At 43.1% G+C, this 21,435-nt stretch carries 18 protein-coding genes; 8 read left to right on the forward strand and 10 right to left on the reverse strand.

What is annotated here, in order from left to right; translation table 11 throughout:
- Positions 1-234 precede the first annotated feature (234 nt).
- The 8 genes from argC (at position 235) to CTER_RS17185 (ending at position 10,206) form a co-directional block, all read left to right on the forward strand.
- A complete protein-coding gene (gene argC, locus CTER_RS17150; RefSeq protein WP_004627718.1) occupies positions 235-1,179 on the forward strand; it encodes an N-acetyl-gamma-glutamyl-phosphate reductase in 945 nt (314 codons plus the stop codon).
- 51 nt (positions 1,180-1,230) lie between these two features.
- Entirely contained in the window at positions 1,231-2,142 is a 912-nt protein-coding gene (argB, locus tag CTER_RS17155) for an acetylglutamate kinase (RefSeq protein WP_004627602.1), read from the forward strand.
- Positions 2,143-2,343: 201 nt separating this feature from the next.
- Positions 2,344-2,976, forward strand: coding sequence for a PilZ domain-containing protein (locus tag CTER_RS17160; RefSeq protein WP_004627729.1), 633 nt, complete (start codon positions 2,344-2,346; stop codon positions 2,974-2,976).
- A 165-nt stretch (positions 2,977-3,141) separates the two neighbouring features.
- Positions 3,142-4,344 carry an aspartate aminotransferase family protein gene (locus CTER_RS17165; RefSeq protein ID WP_004627599.1) on the forward strand — a complete coding sequence of 401 codons (1,203 nt, stop codon included), beginning with the start codon at positions 3,142-3,144 and terminating at the stop codon, positions 4,342-4,344.
- A 46-nt stretch (positions 4,345-4,390) separates the two neighbouring features.
- Positions 4,391-5,449, forward strand: a complete 1,059-nt coding sequence (carA, locus tag CTER_RS17170) for a glutamine-hydrolyzing carbamoyl-phosphate synthase small subunit (RefSeq protein WP_004627740.1) — start codon at positions 4,391-4,393, stop codon at positions 5,447-5,449.
- Positions 5,450-5,528: 79 nt separating this feature from the next.
- Positions 5,529-8,741, forward strand: coding sequence for a carbamoyl-phosphate synthase (glutamine-hydrolyzing) large subunit (gene carB, locus CTER_RS17175; protein ID WP_004627585.1), 3,213 nt, complete (start codon positions 5,529-5,531; stop codon positions 8,739-8,741).
- Between the two features lie 47 nt (positions 8,742-8,788).
- A complete protein-coding gene (gene argF, locus CTER_RS17180) occupies positions 8,789-9,709 on the forward strand; it encodes an ornithine carbamoyltransferase (protein ID WP_004627745.1) in 921 nt (306 codons plus the stop codon).
- 23 nt (positions 9,710-9,732) lie between these two features.
- Entirely contained in the window at positions 9,733-10,206 is a 474-nt protein-coding gene (locus tag CTER_RS17185; RefSeq protein WP_004627713.1) for a GNAT family N-acetyltransferase, read from the forward strand.
- 53 nt (positions 10,207-10,259) lie between these two features.
- Here CTER_RS17185 and CTER_RS17190 read toward each other — a convergent pair whose 3' ends face one another.
- The 10 genes from CTER_RS17190 to CTER_RS27735 all read right to left on the reverse strand — a co-directional run bounded on the left by CTER_RS17190 (position 10,260) and on the right by CTER_RS27735 (position 21,431).
- The gene (locus CTER_RS17190; protein WP_004627520.1) at positions 10,260-10,652 is read right to left on the reverse strand and encodes a response regulator; all 393 of its coding nucleotides are present in this window, start codon (positions 10,650-10,652) and stop codon (positions 10,260-10,262) included.
- Between the two features lie 20 nt (positions 10,653-10,672).
- Positions 10,673-13,723: a PAS domain-containing hybrid sensor histidine kinase/response regulator gene (locus CTER_RS27075; RefSeq protein WP_004627636.1), complete on the reverse strand. Its 3,051-nt coding sequence runs from the start codon at positions 13,721-13,723 to the stop codon at positions 10,673-10,675.
- Positions 13,724-13,748: 25 nt separating this feature from the next.
- Complete coding sequence (locus CTER_RS17200; protein ID WP_004627700.1) at positions 13,749-14,219, reverse strand: chemotaxis protein CheD; 471 nt, start codon at positions 14,217-14,219, stop codon at positions 13,749-13,751.
- A gap of 8 nt (positions 14,220-14,227) precedes the next feature.
- Positions 14,228-15,244 (reverse strand): protein-glutamate methylesterase/protein-glutamine glutaminase, encoded by a 1,017-nt coding sequence (locus CTER_RS17205; protein WP_004627747.1) that lies wholly within the window; start codon positions 15,242-15,244, stop codon positions 14,228-14,230.
- 14 nt (positions 15,245-15,258) lie between these two features.
- Positions 15,259-16,074 (reverse strand): CheR family methyltransferase, encoded by an 816-nt coding sequence (locus tag CTER_RS17210; RefSeq protein ID WP_004627625.1) that lies wholly within the window; start codon positions 16,072-16,074, stop codon positions 15,259-15,261.
- Between the two features lie 100 nt (positions 16,075-16,174).
- The gene (locus CTER_RS17215; protein ID WP_004627785.1) at positions 16,175-17,902 is read right to left on the reverse strand and encodes a methyl-accepting chemotaxis protein; all 1,728 of its coding nucleotides are present in this window, start codon (positions 17,900-17,902) and stop codon (positions 16,175-16,177) included.
- 16 nt (positions 17,903-17,918) lie between these two features.
- Positions 17,919-18,425 carry a chemotaxis protein CheW gene (locus tag CTER_RS17220; protein ID WP_004627575.1) on the reverse strand — a complete coding sequence of 169 codons (507 nt, stop codon included), beginning with the start codon at positions 18,423-18,425 and terminating at the stop codon, positions 17,919-17,921.
- A gap of 33 nt (positions 18,426-18,458) precedes the next feature.
- Complete coding sequence (locus tag CTER_RS17225; protein ID WP_004627664.1) at positions 18,459-20,525, reverse strand: chemotaxis protein CheA; 2,067 nt, start codon at positions 20,523-20,525, stop codon at positions 18,459-18,461.
- Positions 20,526-20,636: 111 nt separating this feature from the next.
- On the reverse strand, positions 20,637-20,999 hold the full coding sequence (locus CTER_RS17230; protein ID WP_004627532.1) for a response regulator: 363 nt from the start codon (positions 20,997-20,999) through the stop codon (positions 20,637-20,639).
- Positions 21,000-21,266: 267 nt separating this feature from the next.
- Positions 21,267-21,431 carry an aspartyl-phosphate phosphatase Spo0E family protein gene (locus tag CTER_RS27735; RefSeq protein WP_004627606.1) on the reverse strand — a complete coding sequence of 55 codons (165 nt, stop codon included), beginning with the start codon at positions 21,429-21,431 and terminating at the stop codon, positions 21,267-21,269.
- Between the last annotated feature and the right edge of the window lie 4 nt (positions 21,432-21,435).

Below are 21,435 nucleotides of genomic sequence, written 5' to 3' on the forward strand. Positions count from 1 at the left end.
TTTGTATAATGCCGTTTTTTATGTGTACATGCGGCATTTATTATGCATTTTAACATATATTTATGCACATTTCATAATTTTTTAAGACTATTAATTACCAATATTATGATATTGTACTCATTAAGTGTGATTAAACTATAAATTATTGAATTTTTATGCATTACGTTGTATAATTATAAAATCGCAGTTATAAAATCACAGCAGTGAGATCTCTGTGTGGATTGGAGGATGACTATGAAATTTAAAGTTTTTGTAGACGGAAGCGAAGGTACGACCGGACTTCAGATCAACGAAAGATTGGCTGCAAGAAATGATCTTTACATACTAAAAATAGATGCTGAAAAAAGAAAAGATATTAATGAAAGAAAAAAATGCCTTAACCAGGCTGATGTAGTTTTTCTCTGTCTGCCGGATGCGGCTGCAGCCGAAGCAGTATCACTGATTGACAATCCCGCGACCAGGGTAATCGACGCCAGCACCGCCCACAGAACAAACAGCGATTGGGCGTACGGACTTCCTGAACTGAGCAGGCACCACCGTTCCAAAATCGAGAGTTCGGCAAGAGTATCGGTACCCGGCTGCTATGCCACCGGCTTTATCAGCCTCATATATCCGCTGGTTTCGGAAGGATTGGTGCAAAAAGACTATCCTGTGACTGCACATGCAATTTCAGGCTACAGCGGCGGCGGAAAAAAACTAATTGCCCAATTTGAAGCACCTGACGGAAATCCTTTTGAAAGTCCGCAGCTATATGCACTTGACCTGACTCACAAGCATATACCTGAAATGACTGTTATCAGCGGTCTTAAATACGCTCCTTTGTTTTCTCCCATAGTTTGTCCCTACTATAAAGGTATGTCGGTTTGCGTACCTGTTTACCCCAGATTACTTCAGAAGCCATTGTCCAAAGAAGATATCCACGGATTTCTGACAGACTACTACAGCCGGGAGAAGTTTATAAAAGTGATGCCTTTAGGAACTGAAAAGGAATACATCAACAACTTCATCGGGGCAACGAGGGTCAACAATACAAATTACATTGAGATATACGTTACGGGCAATACCGATCAAATCATGCTGGTATCGGTATTGGATAACCTGGGAAAAGGTTCCTCGGGAGCGGCAATTCAAAATATGAACATTATGCTGGGTTTAAGAGAAGATACCGGGCTTATATAAATATGCAGGCAAGTCTCTGTTTATAATTTCAATTTATCAGGGGGTTTTCTTATGAATTATGATAATCTTATAAAAAAGGCTGAAATACTCATTGAAGCATTACCTTACATACAGAAGTTATACGGGAAAACCGTAGTAATAAAATACGGCGGCAACGCCATGATCAACGAAGAATTAAAAAACTCCGTAATAGAAGATATCACACTTTTGAAATACATAGGCATGAATCCCGTATTGGTTCACGGCGGCGGTCCGGATATCAATAAAGCCCTTCAGAAGTTTGATGTCAAAAGTGAATTCGTCAATGGTCTCAGAGTCACGGACTCCCAAACCATCGAGGTTGCACAGATGGTACTTGTGGGCAAAACCAATAAGGAAATAGTCTCACTGCTCAATAGTAAAGGTGCCAAAGCCATAGGCCTCTGCGGCATCGACGGCAAGCTCATTGAATGCGAGCAGTACAAAACCGAAATTGACGGTGAATTAAAGGATATCGGTTTTGTCGGTTCCATAACAAAGATTAACTCTAAGGTTCTGGAGCTCATATCAAAAGATGAATACATACCTGTCGTTGCACCAATCGGCGTGGGACCTAACGGAGAAAGCTACAATATAAATGCCGATACCGTTGCAGGTGAAATAGCCGCAGCCCTGAAAGCCGAGAAACTCATGCTTTTGACAGATGTTGAGGGTGTAAAACCTTCCAGGGACAGCGAAAACATTATTCCGGCCCTTACAATTGACGAAGTACATGACCTCATAGATAAAAAAATCATTGCCGGCGGTATGATCCCAAAGGTTCTTGGCTGTGTCGACGCCCTGGAGAAAGGCGTGGGAAGAACCCACATTATTGACGGAAGAATCCCCCACTGCATATTGCTTGAAATTTTCACATACAAGGGCATCGGTACCATGATCATGAAGGATAAAAAGCTGTATCATGAAAATGAGGCCCTGTATTAGTCAGCTGATATTGGGGAAATATTAGCATCTGGGATAAATAAAAACACCGTCCTGTATAACTCTGGGAAGAATGTACCATTTTTGGCTATGTTGTTGTGATATGGCATTTCTTAATATATAATGTACTAAGAAATGTTATATCGTTTTTATTGTAGCAAATATGGAAAAATATGGCTATATAGTTCTAGGAGGCAAAAATCTTTGAACAGTGCATGTATTTCAAAATTAATTATTCCCGGAGCCTTGATCAGTTTTCGAATATTCAATCAGACAGTCTGGTCTCTGAATATTGTATCCCAATGCAGCGGAGATACATTAAACATACCTCTTACAAACGACTTGATGAAAGCCTGCCTTTTTACCAATACAAATGTAGAAATAAAATATAAGAATGAATACTTCGAATATAATATAAAAGGTGTAATTTCCAAAATAGAGCTGTCTGCTTCTCCCTACATAAATGTCAAAATCGATCATGTCGCCGCAAACCTGAACCACCGTGTATTTCCCCGCCTGGATGTCTGTCTGCCCGCTACACTTACCAACGGCAATGAGAGTTATTACTGCAGCACATCAAATCTCTCTCTCGGAGGAGTGGCATTTCTGATGGACAGGGAAATTCCCGTGAATACCTGCTGTGAAATAAACATACTGCTTGAGGATAGTTCATCGGTATATGCAAAAGGCGAAATTCTGAGAATGTCCAGAGAGGATTCCCTGTATAAATATAGCATGATGTTCAATTTTATGGAGGAAGAAAACAGCAACCGCCTGTATTCCTATCTGCTGTCCCTTGAGGATTCCTACAGCAGCCTGAGAAATAAGTATCTTTAAACAATAAAATAAATATTATTATAATATTGCATTTTTATGCACAACAATGTATAATTATTAATTATACATTGTTTTTTATTTCCTTTATTCACCTTACAGCGGATGGAGGAGTAAACAAATTTTATTATTATTTTGTGGCCGCTATTACGGCTCAGGGAGGTTAATATGTTGGTCAAGGATATACAGGAATACGATAGTCAATATTTTATGAATACATTTGGAAAAAGAACTCCTGTTGCTTTTGAAAGAGGTCAGGGTATAAGCCTCTGGAGCACCGACGGTGAAAAATATACGGATTTTTTCTCAGGAATAGCCGTCAATTCCATCGGGTATTCCCACCCCACTTTTGTTGCAATGGTATCGGAACAACTATCAAAGCTCATACATTGCTCAAACCTTTATTACATAGAATCACAGGCCATGCTGGCCAGGTCGCTGTGCGAAAATTCCTGTGCAGACAGGATATTCTTTGCAAACAGCGGGGCTGAAGCCAACGAAGGGGCAATCAAACTGGCCAGGATCTACTTTAAAAAACTTGGGATGCCTGAAAAATATGAGATCATCACTTTTGAGAAATCCTTTCACGGCAGGACAATAACCACTTTGAGTGCTACAGGACAGGATAAATATGCAAAACCCTTCGAACCCCTTACCCAGGGTTTCAGGAAAGTGCCCATGAATGATTTCAATGCTCTGAAGGCAGCTGTAAATGAAAATACATGTGCAGTCATGCTGGAGCCTGTTCAGGGTGAAAGCGGCGTATATCCCTGCGACGCCCAATACCTTGCAAAGGTGAAAGAGCTTTGCAGGGAAAAAAACCTCCTGCTCATATTTGACGAGGTACAGACGGGTATGGGAAGAACGGGCAAACTGTTCGGATATCAAAAATATGATATTGAGCCCGACATATTCACATTGGCAAAAGCTCTCGGGGGAGGTATTCCAATCGGGGCGGTCTGTGCAAAGGAAAACGTAGCACAAGCCTTCGCGCCCGGTGATCATGGCTCAACCTTTGGAGGCAATCCACTGGCATGTACTGCCGGTCTTGCAGTTATGAAAATAATGAAGGAAGAAAAGCTCCCCGAAAATGCACAAAAGCTCGGGGAATACATAAAAGAAAAGCTTCAGGTTCTGTCGTCCGGCTCCTGTCCGGTCATTTCGGAAATCAGAGCCTCGGGTTTAATGATAGCAATTGAATTAAACCGGCCTGTAGCTCCGTCTGTAAAAAATAAAATGTTTGAGAAGAAATATCTTATAGCCAGCATAGGCGATAAAATACTTAGAATACTCCCGCCATTGATAATTACCGAGCAGGATGCGGATAATTTTATTTCTGTCCTGGAAGAGGCCATAAAGGAAGTAGCTTAGTACACAGCGCTATTTTGAACATCTTACCCAGTTTGGAGGCAAATATATGAAAGCAGTTTTGTTGTTGGAAGATGGTACTTATTTTTCGGGAGAAGGCTTTGGAAAAAGCGGTGAAACTGCCGGGGAAATAGTTTTCAATACAAGTATGACAGGATACCAGGAAATTGCTACGGATCCTTCCTATAACGGACAGATTGTAACCATGACCTACCCGCTGATAGGAAACTACGGTTTCAACACGTCGGATAATGAATCCTACAAACCGCATGTACAGGGCTTCATAGTCAAGGAGCTCTGTTCCACGCCCAGCAACTGGAGATATACCATCGATCCCGAACAATATTTTGCAAAGCATAATATCGTCGGTATAAAAAGTATTGATACCAGAGCATTGACACAGCACATCAGAAAACATGGCAGCATGTTTGGAATAATCTCCACCGAATGCGGAAATCTTGATATCCTGAGCAAAAATCTTCAGGCTTACAAGGCAATACCAAGAAACCTTGTTATGGAGGTCACCTCCAAAACTCCACTCCATATACCCGGAAAGGGAAAAAGGGTTGCTCTCCTGGATTTCGGAGTAAAGAGCAATATCGTACGTTCACTTGAGAAAAGAAACTGTGACATACATATACTTCCGGCCTTCAGTTCCTATGAGGAAATAATGGCCTGCAGCCCGGACGGAATACTGCTATCAAACGGCCCTGGGGACCCACGGGAGCTCACATCCGCCAAAAAGACCATTCAGAAACTCCTGGGAGTAAAGCCCATATTGGGAATATGTCTCGGACACCAGCTGCTGGGACTGTCCCTGGACTGCAGCGTAACAAAGCTGAAATTCGGACATCACGGCGGAAACCACCCTGTCAAGGACAACATCACAGGAAGATGCTACATCACGTCACAAAACCACAACTATGCTATTGATAACAGCTCCAATGATGATATCGTTATCACTCATATCAATGTAAACGATAATACCATTGAGGGTTTCAGACATAAGCAGCTGCCCATTATCAGCGTGCAGTACCATCCCGAAGCGGCGCCCGGTCCTCAGGATTCAGCTTATATATTCGATGACTTTGTAAATATGATGGCATAATTTAATATGAAAATTTTTATCAATATTTTTTTGGCCGCTGTTGCGGCTTAAAGTCATAACACGGCTCACGGAGGTCAATATGTCAAAAAATTCAGATATAAAAAAGGTGTTGGTAATAGGTTCAGGCCCCATTATCATAGGCCAGGCCGCAGAGTTTGACTACTCGGGCACACAGGCCTGCAAGTCTCTCAGAGAAGAAGGCATCGAGGTTGTCCTCATTAACAGTAATCCTGCTACAATAATGACCGATACGCAATCGGCAGACAAAGTTTATATCGAACCCATAACCCTTGAATTTGTAAAAAAAATTATCTATAAGGAAAAACCCGACGGAATACTGGCCTCCCTTGGAGGCCAGACAGGTCTTAACATGGCTGTCCAGCTTGCGGAGGACGGAATTCTGTACGAGATGAACATACAGCTTCTGGGCACTTCCCTCTCCTCAATAAAAAAGGCCGAGGACAGGGAACTTTTCAAGGAGACCATGCAGGAAATCGGCGAAAAGGTCGCCCACAGTAAAATTGTCACCAATATGCAGGACGCGGTGGCCTTTGCCCAAGAAATAGGCTTTCCCATAATCATCAGACCTGCCTATACGCTTGGAGGTTCAGGCGGCGGTATTGCCACCAATATGGAAGAATTCAGATATATATGCGGCAAAGGCCTCAAGCTCAGCATGATCAGCCAGGTCCTTCTGGAGCAGAGTGTTGCGGGCTGGAAGGAAATTGAGTACGAGGTTATGCGTGACAGCAACGACAACTGCATAATCATATGTAATATGGAAAACTTTGATCCGGTTGGAGTTCATACCGGGGACAGTATTGTCGTCGCCCCCAGCCAGACCCTCTCCGACATTGAGTACCAGATGCTCAGAACCGCATCCATAAAAATAATCAGGGCTCTTGATATCAAGGGCGGCTGCAACATACAGTTCGCATTGAACCCTGACAGCTTTGAATATGTCGTTATAGAAGTAAATCCGAGAGTCAGCCGGTCAAGCGCCCTTGCATCAAAGGCAACGGGTTATCCCATTGCCCGTGTGACCGCAAAGATTGCCATCGGAATGACTCTTGACGAGATAAAGAACTCTGTTACAAAGAATACAAGCGCCTGCTTCGAGCCGTCATTGGACTATGTTGTCACCAAAGTCCCCCGCTGGCCCTTCGACAAGTTTGCAAATGCCGACAGGAGCCTTGGGACCCAGATGAAGGCAACCGGAGAAGTCATGGCCATAGGACGCACCTTTGAGGAATCCCTGCTCAAGGCAATAGATTCACTTGATATTAAATTCAATTATCAGCTGGGCCTGAGCCTGTTTGACAACAAGAGCCGCGAAGAGCTGCTGGAGTACGTGGAACACCCCAGCGACCAGCGTATATTTGCAATTTGCAAGGCTCTTCAAAAAGGTGTTTCAGCCGGTGAAATAGTCAGAATAACCAAAATAGATGACTTCTTTATCAGAAAGCTCAAAAAAATAGTCAGGCTGGGTGAGGAGATAACCAATGCCGGAATTGCATGGCTGGATTATGACCTTTACTCAAGAGCAAAGAAAATAGGCTTCGGGGATTCCTACATCGCAAACCTTACCAACGAGCCTCTGGAAAAAATACTGGAATTGAGAGAAAAGTATCCTATCAATCCGGTTTACAAAATAGTAGATACCTGCGCCGGAGAGTTTGAAGCCGTTACTCCTTATTATTACTCCACTTACGAGGAAAAGGACGATATTGAGGTTACCGAAGGAGACAAGGTTCTGGTCATAGGCTCAGGCCCCATCAGGATCGGCCAGGGTATTGAGTTTGACTACTGCAGCGTGCATTCTGTGGAAACCTTAAAAGAACTTGGAATAGAATCCATTATTATAAATAATAACCCCGAGACGGTAAGCACCGACTTTGATACCTCGGATAAGCTCTATTTCGAGCCTCTTACAAAGGAATGTGTCCTGGACATCATTCAAAAGGAAAAGCCCCTGGGAGTCATAGTACAGTTTGGGGGCCAGACAGCTATAAATCTTGCTGAAACCCTCCATTCGGAAGGAGTTAAAATACTCGGCACTTCAGTCCAGAGCATAGATATCGCCGAAGACAGGGATAAATTCCTCAAGCTGCTGGAGGAGCTGGATATACCTATCCCCGAAGGAAAAACAGCTTTTTCCTTCGAGCAGGCCAGGCACATTGCCAATGAAATAGGCTATCCGGTCCTTGTAAGACCTTCCTATGTCCTCGGCGGACGTGCAATGGAAATCGTGTATGACGATAAGACTCTTCAGGAGTATATACAGATGGCTTCCGATATTTCAACGGCCCACCCCATACTTATCGACAAATACATTACCGGAAGGGAAATGGAAGTTGACGGAATATGCGACGGAAATGAAGTTCTGATACCCGGTATCATGGAGCATATCGAGCGGGCCGGCGTTCACTCCGGAGACAGCATTGCGGTATATCCTCCAAGAAATCTTTCCAGGAAGGCCAAAACCACTATTGAAGACTATACAATCCGTCTTTCAAAGGCATTGAAGGTGGTAGGCCTGTTTAACATACAGTTTGTCATGGACAGCAGCGAAAAGGTTTATGTCATTGAAGTAAATCCGCGTGCCAGCAGAACTGTTCCCATAATGAGCAAAATCACCGGAATACTCATGGTCAGTGTGGCAACCCGGCTTATTATGGGTAAAACCCTATCGGAACTGGGCTACAAAAACGGTCTTGCAAAGGAAACCGAGTTCTACGCCGTAAAGGCACCTGTTTTTTCTTTTGCCAAACTGACCACTGTTGATACTTTCCTTGGGCCTGAGATGAAGTCCACAGGTGAAGTCATGGGAGTGGACAGGGATTATTATAATGCCCTGTACAAGGCAATTGCTGCTTCCGGCATAAAAATTCCTTCGGGCGGAAATGTACTGCTTTCTGTTGCAGACAGGGATAAGGAAGAGAGTATAGCTATTGCAAACAAGCTTCTGACATTGGGCTTCAGGCTGTCTGCCACACCGGGCACTTGCGAAATACTGAGCTCTGCGGCTCTGCCGGTAGAGCTGCTGGAGGACGGATATGTACTGGACAGCATCAAGGAAGATAAAATAACCCTGGTTATAAATACTCCGACCAGAGGCAAAATACCTGAAAGAAAAGGCTTTACTCTCAGAAGAACAGCAATGGAATACAACATTCCATGTATAACTTCACTGGACACGACAAATGCCGTTTTAAGCATTCTGGAACGCCTGATCTCCGACAATAAGGCCGAGGTATACTCTCTGGACGAGTATTCGGTTTACAGGGGTTAGATGTGACCGGAAGACAATGAACACTTTTTTATATTACGGAGGTAATTATGGAGCATTTATTGAGTTTGAACGATTTAAGCACTGAAGAAATTCAGGATTTGCTAAAGCTGGCTGAAAAGCTAAAAAAACAGAACATGGAGGGTGTTCAGCATCATCTCCTGAAAGGCAGGACCCTGGGTATGATCTTTTCGAAGTCCTCCACAAGAACCAGGGTTTCCTTCGAGGTTGGAATGTACCAGCTGGGCGGTTATCCATTGTTTCTGAGTTCAAATGACATACAGCTTGGCAGGGGTGAGACCATATACGATACCGCCAATGTACTGTCAAGATATATAGACGGAATAATGATAAGAACTTTTAAGCAGAGTGATGTGGAAGATCTTGCAAGATTCGGGACCATTCCCGTTATCAACGGACTGACCGATGAGATGCATCCCTGTCAGATTTTAGCCGACCTGTTAACCGTATATGAGCATAAGGGAAAGCTTGAAGGCCTGAAGCTTGCCTACATCGGAGACGGTAACAACGTAGCCCACTCCCTTCTGCACGGCTGTGCAAAAACAGGTATGGACATAGCTGTTGCATCTCCAAAAGGCTATGAATGCACCGAGACCTATGTGGACGAAGCCAAAGCAGCTGCAAAAACCACCGGCTCTGAAATTCTGATGACCCAGGACCCCGTTGAGGCTATTGCAAATGCCGATGTAATTTACGCAGACACCTGGATCAGTATGGGTCAGGAGGATCAAAAAGAGGAAAAACTAAAAATATTCATGCCTTACCAGATAAATTCCCGGTTGTTCTCCAAAGCAAAAGAGGATGCCATTTTCCTGCATTGCCTGCCGGCATACAGAGGTTATGAGGTTACGGAAGAAATCATCGACGGACCTCAGTCTGTAATTTTTGATGAAGCCGAGAACAGGCTGCACGCCCAAAAGGCAGTTCTTGCAACCCTGTTGGGCAAATAGCCTCACCGAAAAGGGGGTAATACATGAATTATTCATTTATAATAAGAAAAGCCACTCTGGAGGATGCGCCAGCCATAGCTGTCATTATGCAGGAGGCTTTTAAAAAATATATGCTTGATACCGGCTTGTCCGGTACTATGGATGCATTGACCGAAAGCCTGGAAAACATAGAAGCCGACATTCTTGAAAAAGAGGTTTACATCGCTTTGATTGACGGTAATCCGGTAGGTACCATCAGAATAAAGATTTTGCCCGACAATACCGCCTATATAAGCAGATTCGGCGTCATGCTGGATTACCACAACATAGGAATAGGTAAATCTCTTATGAATCTGGCCGATAAGATTTTGAAAACCAGGGACATTAAGAAGGTCAGCCTCCATACCGCATCAAAATACCGTGATCTCATCCGGTTCTACTATGGCCGGGGCTTCTATATTGATTCCACTTCAACCGACAGGGGATATATACGGGCACTTCTGGTTAAAGAGTTCTAAAGCCGAAGTGCCGTTAACCGGTCTGAGCTCTGAAATCACCCTCCTGATACTGCTTAAATAAGACCCAGCTTTTCCATGACTTCTACAAGTTTTTCAGTATCAAGAGGTTTTGAGGCAAAGCCCTCACACCCCAGTTCAAAAGCCTTCTGCACCATTTCGGTACCGTTGAGGGCAGTTGTCATTATTACCTTTGTTCTGTCCCGAGCGGGAATTCCCTTTTGTGTTTCCAGTTCCCTGATGGTTTTGAGAACCTTGATACCGTCAACCTTTGGCATCATAATATCCAGACATATAAGACTGTACGGGACATTTTCCTTTAATGAATATAAAAAAGCATCCAGTGCCTCCATGCCGTCAACCACAACATCACACTCACCGAAACGGGATAAAAACTTTTGAAGAAACCTTCTGCTGACCAGATCATCCTCAACAATTAAAATTCGCATATCCCCACTCCTTTTCTGATTTATATATATTTTTTTATTGTCTTAAGCTCCTTATGAAAGTTAACGTAGCTATAAAGAACATCTTTAATACTGTTGCGCCGTACTGCAAGCTCAATCTGAAATGCAAGGCTTTTCAATTCCTCCGCCCCCATTTTATTGCAGAGATTCTTTATATCATGAGCAAATTTCCCCACCAGCTCCAGGTCCTTTCCATCCAGACACACTATCAGACCGGACAGGGCATTTTCTATTTCGGCAAAAATCTCCTCATCAAATTCCTTCAGACCGGTGTTCTCTTCACTTATCAGTATTATATTTCCATCCTCGTCTATCCGGATGCCCTTAACCTCCGTTTTCTCCTGTTTATTGACAACAGCAGCCTCTATGACCTGATATAGTTCCTTCATTGTAAAAGGTTTGGGAATATATTCGTCCATACCCAGCCCCAGGAACCTCTCCCGGTCTCCCTGCAGCGCATGGGCCGTGAGGGCTATTACGGGAGTATGCTTCCGGGCGCCTTCCCTCTCCCTTATTGTCTTTACAGCCTCAACCCCATCTATTTCAGGCATGTGGATATCCATAAGTATCAAATCGTAATTTTTCTTTTTATGGAATTCAAGTGCCTCAAGTCCGTTGCGTGCAACATCTACGTTCCAGCCCCTCTCCCTGAGCATTCTCGTAATGACCGTCTTATTTACATTATCATCCTCAGCCAGCAGTATTTTGAGACTGTCAAAGGCTCTGCCGGATACAGTTTCATTGGGCTGGGCGGCAGCAGCTTCCTTTCCTTTCAGGAATCTGACGGTAAAATGAAAAGTGCTGCCCTTCCCTTTTTCACTTTCAATCCAGATCCGGCCTCCCAGCATTTCTACGAGCTGCCTGGAAATTGCAAGTCCCAGTCCGGTTCCTCCAAACTTTCTGCTGATAGAACCATCAACCTGGCTAAAGGTTTTGAATAGTTTTTCTTTCTCTTCATCGCCTATGCCTATTCCAGTATCTGAAACTGAAAACTTCAACTCAACCAAGTCCTTTTCTATCAGGCTTTTCCTTACAACTATATTAACTTCTCCATGTTCGGTGAACTTGATGGCATTTCCTATCAGATTGTTCAGTATTTGTTTGAGCCTGTTGGGATCGCCCTTAAGGAACTGAGGGATTCCGGAGTAGAAAGAATAATTGAATTCAAGTCCCTTCTTATCGGCAAGGGGCGATTGGGATTTGAATATTTCCTCTATCAATTTCTTTATATCAAAATTGACATTGTCAATAAATAATTTTCCTGCTTCCATTTTGGAGAAATCCAGGATGTCATTTATTATTTTCAAAAGTGAATTGGCACAACTTTTTGCCGTACTCAGATTGTCCCTCTGTTCAGGGTCCAGGTCTGTAAGCAGGGTCAGATCAATCATTCCTACGACTCCATTCAGCGGAGTCCGTATTTCATGACTCATATTGGCAAGGAATTCGCTTTTGGACTTATTTGCCTTTTCCGCTTCCTCCTTTGCCCTTTTCAGTTCAATTTCAGACTTTTTCTCCTCATCTATATCGGTTACCACCACCGCAATATGTTCTTTCTGGGGACTGTATACCGCCATGGAATACCACTTTTCAAGTACATGGGAATATATTTCATTCAGATAAATGCTTTTTCCTTCGTTAATGACCTTATCAAACAGCCCTTCTTCAAAATCTACCAATCCCTCCGGAAAAATGTCCGAATAGAGTCTACCGGCTATTTTTTCGGCTTCCAGCCCAAACATCTTTTCATAGGCTTCATTTACCATCAGAAATTCCAAATCTGTTATATTGCCCTGTTTATCGGTAATGGCCCTGTGATAGGCAAACCCCCTGTGCAGGTTCATGAATAAAAACCTGTATCTCTCTTCACTTTCCTGGAGCAGAGTCTCGGTGATTTTTTTGTCATTTACATCAAGCCCCATCCCTATATAGCCGTCCCGGTTGCCGTTCATATCATAAAAAGGCTTTATGATAATATTTATCCATCTGTAATGGCCGTTTACATGCTTTATCCTCAATTCAATGTTATTCAGCCCGGGATTGTCAATTTCCCTGTTAAACTTGTCAGCCAGCCTTTCTCTCTCGTCCGGGTGGACATATTCCAGCAATCCTTCCTCCATGATCTGCTGTTCACTCTTTCCCAAAAACTCCGACAACGTATGGCCTACGTAGACATTTCTTCCCTTCTCGTCGGTCTTCCATATCATGGCGGGAAAATTCTCCATCATCTTCAAGCTGAAATTATTAGCCTGAATAAGCTGCTGCTCCCGTTCCTTACTCTCGGTGACATCGTTTAATACAAGCAGCACATATCTCTCTCCCGAAATATGTACGGGTACAAAGAAAAAGCTGTACCAGCTGCTTTTCTGTATACCATCAATCATCAATGTTTGCTTGTTGACCAGATCCTTGCTCGGTATGCCGGTTTCAAAAACTTTTGTTATCCGCTGTCTTATCTCGCATAAGCCGCAATCCAGGCCTTTGCCGCAGCCGTTTTCCCTGCTGCCTATACAGCATATCCCGTCACCGTAGCACAGTCCCAGTACTTCCCTGTCGGTCAGGCCAAGCATTTTCAGAAAAGCATTATTTACCTGCTTGATTACTCTTTTATTGTCCATAATCAGCATTCCCACAGGAGAATGGTTAAAGGTCATTTCGAGATTATTTCTCTCCTCGATCAGCTGTTCCTCCATTTTTTTAATCCTGGTGATGTCGCGGAAAACAACCACCACCCCGTCAATATTGTTGTTACCGTCCTTTATGGGAGAACAGCTTGCCGATACTATAAATCTCTCGCCGCTTTTGGATATGACGGCGGAATTGTTTTTCAATCCTGCAATGGTATTGGAACGCATGACCTCATCGATGGGACTTTCCAGGGATTTACCGCTCTTGATATTTATTAATGAAAATACCTCCCGGAAATCAGCTCCCAGGGCTTCCTTCTCTGTCCAACCGGTAAGCAGGACGGCTGTGTGGTTTATATAATCTATTTTGCCCTGTTTATTTGTAGCGATCACTCCATCACCTATATTGTCCAGTACCGCTGACATCCTGTTTTTCAGCTCCCTCACCTCCTCATATTCCTATGGGCTGAGTGGAAATGGTGACCTCTCCTGTTCCAAGGTCCATTTCGACAGTCCTGCTTACCCTGCCGCCAATATGGGCATTTTGTATTCTAAGATTTAAATTGTCCAGAGTTCCGATTACAGCCTCGATATTCCTTCTTCCAATATGGAATATGTCTTTATCACTGATTGAATCCGCTCCTCCGAAAATCTGAATTTGCAGTTCACCTTTCAAACAGCCGTATCTCATACAAAATTTTTCTATCATCAACGGAATTCCCGTTGTTGCATAATATCCCGGTCTGAAGAAGCCGTCCTCAAAAGTTGTGGGTTCCGGCAGCGCCACATGGATCATAGCCCCCACCCTTCTTATGGGGCTGTATGCCGTCACCGCCACACAGGACGCAAGGGCATAAGTCTTTAACGCATTAATCCCTCTGTCCGATACGGCATATTCCCCGATTCCTATTACCAGTTGCATTTTATCACCTACTTCAACATTGCCAATAAAACCTGCGGTATATTATCCAGGGAGGTCTGCTTCTCCACAGCACCAATATCGAAAGCAACTTTGGGCATTCCATATACTATGGAGGACTGTTCATCCTGACCGATGGTCCTGGCTCCCCTCCTCCTCATGGCAAGCAGTCCCCGGGCTCCGTCATAGCCCATTCCGGTGAGCATGATCCCTATTGCGGAGCTTCCGGCCTCTCTGGCGACAGATTCAAACAGAACATCCACTGAGGGGCAATGCCCGTTGACTTTTTCCCCCTCAAATGTTTCAATTCTTATCCTATCCCCAATTTTTTTAATTTTCATATGCCGGTCACCTGGAGCTATCAATACTTTCCCCGGCTCCAGCCAGTCACCCGTCCGGGCCTCCTTCACATTCAACAGGGTTTGATTGTTCAATCTCTGGGCAAACATGTTGGAAAAAACGGGGGGAATGTGCTGGACTATGAGAATTCCCGGCATCTCGGCCGGCAATGCTTTTAACAGCTTGTATATTGCCTCGGTTCCCCCTGTTGACGCACCGATGGCTATTATTTTATTTGTATTTATTTTGCCTGCCGGGGAATTAACTGTGTCTGCTGTATTGCTCCTGCTGATTTTTGCATTGGCGGCAATTTTTATTTTTGATATGATATCCAACAAAAATTTTTCGACGCTTTTGGACGATTGAACTTCCGGTTTGGTTACAAAATCAACAGCACCTGCATTCATTGCGTCAAATACCGCTTCGCTTACGGTGCTGATTACAATCACCGGCAGCGGATGCTGGGGCAGCAGCCTTCGTATGAAATCAATCCCGTTCATTTTGGGCATTTCAACATCGCAGGTCATCACATCGGGTTCAAACTGAAGTATCTTGTCTCTTGCATCGAAGGGATCGGTGGCCCTGGCAACCACTTCAATGGAGGGATCGGTTTCAATCCCCCTGGCTATTACCTCTCTGAAAAGCAAACTGTCATCTACCACCAATACTTTTATCCTTTTGCCGTTCATATGACCTCTCCTCATTATTCCTTCCTGTAAATTGATGGCAATACATACTTGAATCTTGTTGTTTCCCTGTTCAGGGATTCCGAATGCCCTATAAACAGGTATCCCCCATATTCCAGATAATCATAGAATTTTTCCACAAGCCTGTTCTTGGTCTCATTGTCAAAATAAATCATCACATTGCGGCAGAAGATAGTATGCAGCTTTTTTCTGAAAGGGAATACGCTGTCCATAAGATTTAACTTTCTGTATATTACTTCATTTCTGATTTTATCTATCAGAATGGAATTTTCATTATCATAAGCTTTAAAATAATTCCTTTTCCAGCCGGCAGGCAGGGGTTCAATTCTTTCATTGCTGTAAATTCCCCTGACGGCCGTATCCAAAACCTGTTCCGATATATCTGTGGCAAGTATCTTTGTGTCCCACCACATTTTTACCTTTCCAAAAAACTCATCCATAAGCATGGCCAGGGTATAGGCTTCTTCTCCTGTGGAACATGCCGCACACCAGATGCGGAGATCTTTTTTCCCAACTGCTTCAGACAGGTAAGGCAGTACCTTGTCCCTGAAATAGTAAAAATGGCTGGCTTCTCTCATAAAAAAGGTATGATTGGTTGTAATCCTGTCTACAAGCGTAGTTACCGCATTTCCGGTTCTGTCCGAAACAAGGTGGCTGTAATATTCGGTAAAACTTGAGAACCCCGCCTGTTGCAATACATTATGAAGTCTTCCAGATACCAGCGTCATCTTTTCTTCTTTAAGCCTTATCCCGTAGTTTTCCTTGATATAGTCGGATAACTGTTGAAATTCCTTTTTAGTTATTTCTACCACGTTATCACCCGCAATTCATTGTTGTTTTATAATTTCGGGAGTGGTTTTTACTCTGCCACTCCCGAAATTTTTGCCTTGCATAACTCTTGAAATATCTCTATTAATACTTACCAAACTCCCTGTCACTTAAAACAATCTTTTTGGGAGCCGCGGGAGCGCTCTCTTTATGTGCCTCACTGAAATTTGCCAAACTCCTGCCGGTATTCATCTGATCCAGCAGCCTTAATATGTCGGGGTTTATTTCGTCCCCGCCCTTATAGGTATGGACTGCATTCTGAGATCTCCTCAGCCTGAATCTCGACACCTGTTCTTTCAGCAGTTCAGCCTGGCTGGAAAGCTCTTCACTGGCAGCGGCGCTTTCCTCAGAAGTAGCCGAGTTTGTCTGGACAACCTCCGAAACCTGCATAATACCCTGGTTGACCTGGGCAATCCCAGAAGCCTGCTCGTTTGATGCCACAGCTATATTGCTGACCAGATTGGCTACCTTTGTCACATCTTCAACGATTTTATTAAGAGCCTCTGCTGTCTGATTTGCAATTTTTGTACCACCTTCAACCTTTTTGATGGAGCCTTCTATCATATCTGTAGTTTCCTTGGCAGCATTTGCCGACCTGGCTGCAAGGTTACGCACTTCTTCGGCCACCACGGCAAAACCCATTCCGTGCTGACCTGCCCTTGCTGCTTCAACTGCAGCATTAAGGGCGAGTATATTGGTTTGAAAGGCAATGTCATCAATAACCTTGATTATTTTGGATATGCTGCCGGAGGACTCGTTGATTTCCTCCATGGCATTGAGCATTTCTTTCATCTGGTCATTTCCCTGGACGGCATTGCCCTTTGCCGTTATTGCCAGGGAATTTGCCTGATTTGCATTATCTGCATTCATCCTGGTTTGCGATGCGATCTCCTCAAGGGATGCGGTAAGTTCTTCAACCGAGCTTGCCTGTTCGGTGGCCCCCTGTGACAGGGCCATGCTGGAATCGGATACCTGTCTTGATCCCGAAGCAACCTGTTCTGCTGCAATGTTGATATTTGACATCACATCATTCAGATTATCCGTCATTTTTATAAATGCCGCTGCCAATATGCCCACTTCGTCATTGGTATTTACATCTATACTTACATCCAGATTTCCATCGGCTATCTGATTTGCAGAGACAACCAGCTTGTTGAGAGGCTTGCTTATAATCCCTGCAATTGCCAGACCAAGTCCGATTGACAGTACTATGCCGGCCAGAATAATTGCTATCATTAGTATGGACTGGCTCTGATAATCTGCGGTGTTTTGGTTTGATTTGCTGAGAGCGTTTTCAGAATTATATTCGACAAGTTTATTGATGGTGTTTTCAACTTCCACCCTGGCATTTGTAAACTCAGGCATTCTTCTTATGGCTTCATCATATTTTTCCGATTTTACCAGCTCCAGGTGTTCAGAACGTATTGACCTGTATGTTGCCAGATCGGACTTGAGCTGACCGAATAAGTCTTTGTTGGTTTTATCGTTTCCAATGGTTTTTTCATATTCGGTCAATATGCTGTCGGTATCACTTGAGTAACTGTTTATTTCATCAAATCTCTCCTGGAATTTTGAAGCATCCCTGTCATATACCATCAGTAAGTAATCGGATCTTATTATAAGCATTGACCTCTGGATTTTTGCCAGACTTGTAGCGGGAACAAAATTGTTGTAATACATATCGTCTCCCCGCTTGTTTATGGTATTCATATTATTTATGCCCAGCAATCCCACGACACCTGTAAATATGGTCAGTATAATGAAACAGACAATTAATTTTACCCTTATTTTCAAATTTCCGAACCATTTCATAAAAAAGTTCCTCCCTTTATATGTTTAGTAGATTTTCGGTGTCTTCATCATTCAAAAGCCTGTTGCAATCCAGTAAGAGTATCACATCGCTGTGAACCTTACCGATACCTTTTACGTATTTGTTTCCGCCCTTGCCCACTTCAGGCGGCGCTACGATTTCAGTATCCGGGATGGCAATAACCTCCGAAACGCTGTCAACAATCAATCCTATTGATAGATCATCAATGTCGATTACAATAACACAGGTCCTGTCATTGTACTCCCTGAAATTCTTTTTAAACCTGAGTCTTACATCCATTACAGGAATGATTTTTCCCCGCAGATTAATGATTCCTTTGATATAATCCGGGAGTTCAGGAACCTGTGTTACAGGCTGAATACCGATTATCTCCGTAACATGGGTTATTTCAATACCATAGGCTTCTTTATCAAGATTAAATGTGAGGAATCTTCCCTTCTGGGTGTCTTCCTCTCTTTCATCAGTTTCCTTTCCCATTAATTCCCTGTCCAGGTTTTCTGACATATATAAACTCCTTTCTGCTTAATTTAGGCAAAACTATATATTCACAAGTCCACCGATATCCAGGATCAGGCTGATGCTGCCGTCCCCCAGCAAGGTGCAACCGGTAAGTCCTTTTACATTTCTTTTTGCCTTGATATATTTCGGAAGTGACTTTACCACCACCTGCTGCTGCCCCAGAAGCTCATCGGCAAATACGCACAGGGTTTTGTTCTCATGCTCAGCCATTATCAAAATCCCATCAATAAACCGGGTAATTCCGGTTTTGACCTTATATAGCTGGTGAAGCCGTAAAATCGGATAGCACCTACCCCTCACCATAATCATTTCGTTTCCGTCCGGGTCTTTTATAAGATCATTTGCATTGGGTCTGAAGGACTCTTTTATAGCTTTTGTGGGTATGGTATAACGGGAGCCGCCCACCTGTATGTTCATCCCGTCAATAATGGCCAGGGTCAGAGGAATTTTCAGTGCTATTACCGATCCCTTTCCTTCTTCACTGTCCACAGAGACAGAACCTCCCACCGATTCTATATTTCTTACCACAACATCCATACCAACGCCTCTGCCGCTGAACTCGGTTACCTTTTCCTTTGTGGAAAAACCAGGCAGAAATATAAGATTGTATATTTCGCTGTCAGACATTTCATTTGCCGGCTTATACAGTAGTCCGTTTTGGGCGGCCTTTTCGAGGATTTTTTGTTTATTGAGCCCCTTGCCGTCGTCCTTGACGAGAATTACAACATCACTGCCGGAATTCTTTGCTTCCAGGGTGATCTTACCGGCCGGCGGCTTGCCGGCTGCCTCCCTGTCGGCTGCTGACCCTATCCCGTGGTCGATTGAGTTCCTGACAAGATGCATCAACGGATCGGAAATGTGCTCAATTATATTTTTATCCACTTCTGTTTCTTCACCTATGAGCTCAAGCCTTATTTCCTTATCAAGCTTTTTGCACATGTCCCTTACGACCCTGTGCATCTTCTGGAAGGTCATGGCCAGGGGAACCATTCTTATGGACATCACCATATCCTGGATATCACTGGTAACCTTGTGCAACTGGCCTGCCGCCTTCATGAAATTATCCAGCTGAAGCCCCTTCAAATCAGGGTTTTGTGTGACCATAGCCTCTGAAATCACCATCTCTCCCACAAGGTCCATGAGCTTGTCAAGTTTTGTAATACTGACACTTATGATACTCTGACCGGCGCCTATGGTCATTTCTTTTTCGGCAGTTTCGGCACTGTCGGAATTTACTCTGGGAACCACGACAGGATTTGCTTCAGCCTTAACTGTTTTTGCTGTTAGGAATCCCTTTAATTCAGTATCATCTTCAAGCCGGACAAGCTCCAATTCTCTAAGAAATACCGTCTGATTAAAGAAAGCATCCAATTCCTTATAATTTTTTTGGGTTTTGAAGTAGATCTTAAAGCCCTGTTCCCTGATGACATTTACGCTCTCGTCATTATCAATGATATCCTCGGGGTAAAAATAGACTTCGTCTGAAAATTCCCTGATATTATGAATAACAGTAAAAGCTCTGATATTCTCCATCTCACAGCCGGCTTCAAAGAACAGAACCGCTTTAAACGCGTTTGTATTAATATTTATGTCACTTTTGTTAGGGGTAATATAGTACCGGGGCTGTTCGGCCAACTCCTGCTTCTCTTTTGCCTCTGAACCGTTATAAGGGTTTTTGAGTTTTATCTGACTTAAAAAAGCTTTTATGGCTTCTATTATTTCAGAAGGGTTGCCGTCTGCCTTTTCTCCATCCACAATTTTTTGAAGTTCAACCTTTATAAAGTCAACTCCTGATAAAATATGATCTGAAAGAAGCGTATAATCAATATTTTCAGGCTTTTGCTCTCTCAGGTAATAAAAAAGATCCTCAATTGAATGGGCAAGGACCGATATATTATTAAAAAGCATCATTGCTGATGAGCCCTTGATTGTATGCATGATTCTAAATATTTCATTTATTGATGTCTGGGAATAACAGTTGGATTTCTCCGAATCGAGAATGCACATTTCCAGCTGTTCTATATTCTGAGTCGTTTCAAATATGTACATATCAAGCATGGGTTCACCGGAAAACTGACCTGCCAAGAGACCGCCTCCTTTAAAGCCAGTACAATATTCCGTATATTCAGGGCGCATCCTCCGAAAAATCCACTCCAAATTATGCACCCAATATGCAGAATATTGTACTGGCTAATTTTACATATTAGCTATCTTATTTAATGTCTGTATTAAATGCTCTTCTTTGAAAGGTTTTACAATAAAGGTCTTTGCACCGCTGATAATGGCTTCTTTGACCCTGGCCTCCTGTCCCATGGCGGATAATATTACTATTTTTGCCTTCTGATCCAGTTCCAAAATAGATTTCAATGCCTGTATTCCATCCAGCTCGGGCATGGTAATATCCATTGTAACAACATCGGGTTTGAGTTTGGTATAAAGCTTTATGGCTTCATATCCGTTTTCGGCTTCACCTGCCACTTCAAATCCATTGCTCTCCAGCATTGTTTTTAATGATAGTCTCATAAATGATGCATCGTCTACAATAAGTACTTTCTTCAAAATCTGTCACTCTCCTTATGCCTTTATAGTTACATTTGAATGCTGCATTACCGCTCGCTCCCAGGCTGTACATTGCATGGACTGCTTTTGTACAGGAAAGGATATTTTCATAAAAAGTTAACAAAATACTCTTAATATGATTACAGATTTCTTATAATATTACAATATTTTCTTACAAATTTCATCATAATTATATGATTTTTAACATTTTATGTCAACGTATGACAGGCAAGTATTTAACAACCCGATTGCATTGTGTATACACAGTTATTTATTTGTTTCCAGAGTGCCCTGCTTCTCATTCAATAGATAATAGTCCAGAATCAAATTATCCATCTCTCTGCTGAGTTCCAATACTTCGCTGCTGTCACAGTCATAAACTTCAACCATATCATTAAGCTTTTTTCGTAACTTCTCTATCTCGGTAATCATATAT

Source organism: Ruminiclostridium cellobioparum subsp. termitidis CT1112 (assembly GCF_000350485.1).
Classification (GTDB): Bacteria; Bacillota; Clostridia; order Acetivibrionales; family DSM-1351; genus Ruminiclostridium; species Ruminiclostridium termitidis.

Coding starts and splice junctions, on each gene's coding strand:
- argB (WP_004627602.1), top strand. CDS start 1,231: ATGAATTATGATAATCTTATAAAAAAGGCTGAAATACTCATTGAAGCA.
- CTER_RS17215 (WP_004627785.1), bottom strand. CDS start 17,902: ATGAAATGGTTCGGAAATTTGAAAATAAGGGTAAAATTAATTGTCTGT.
- CTER_RS17165 (WP_004627599.1), top strand. CDS start 3,142: ATGTTGGTCAAGGATATACAGGAATACGATAGTCAATATTTTATGAAT.
- CTER_RS17205 (WP_004627747.1), bottom strand. CDS start 15,244: ATGAACGGCAAAAGGATAAAAGTATTGGTGGTAGATGACAGTTTGCTT.
- CTER_RS27075 (WP_004627636.1), bottom strand. CDS start 13,723: ATGTCAGCGGTACTGGACAATATAGGTGATGGAGTGATCGCTACAAAT.
- CTER_RS17185 (WP_004627713.1), top strand. CDS start 9,733: ATGAATTATTCATTTATAATAAGAAAAGCCACTCTGGAGGATGCGCCA.
- carA (WP_004627740.1), top strand. CDS start 4,391: ATGAAAGCAGTTTTGTTGTTGGAAGATGGTACTTATTTTTCGGGAGAA.
- CTER_RS17190 (WP_004627520.1), bottom strand. CDS start 10,652: ATGCGAATTTTAATTGTTGAGGATGATCTGGTCAGCAGAAGGTTTCTT.
- CTER_RS17200 (WP_004627700.1), bottom strand. CDS start 14,219: ATGCAACTGGTAATAGGAATCGGGGAATATGCCGTATCGGACAGAGGG.
- CTER_RS17220 (WP_004627575.1), bottom strand. CDS start 18,425: ATGTCAGAAAACCTGGACAGGGAATTAATGGGAAAGGAAACTGATGAA.
- carB (WP_004627585.1), top strand. CDS start 5,529: ATGTCAAAAAATTCAGATATAAAAAAGGTGTTGGTAATAGGTTCAGGC.
- argC (WP_004627718.1), top strand. CDS start 235: ATGAAATTTAAAGTTTTTGTAGACGGAAGCGAAGGTACGACCGGACTT.
- CTER_RS27735 (WP_004627606.1), bottom strand. CDS start 21,431: ATGATTACCGAGATAGAGAAGTTACGAAAAAAGCTTAATGATATGGTT.
- argF (WP_004627745.1), top strand. CDS start 8,789: ATGGAGCATTTATTGAGTTTGAACGATTTAAGCACTGAAGAAATTCAG.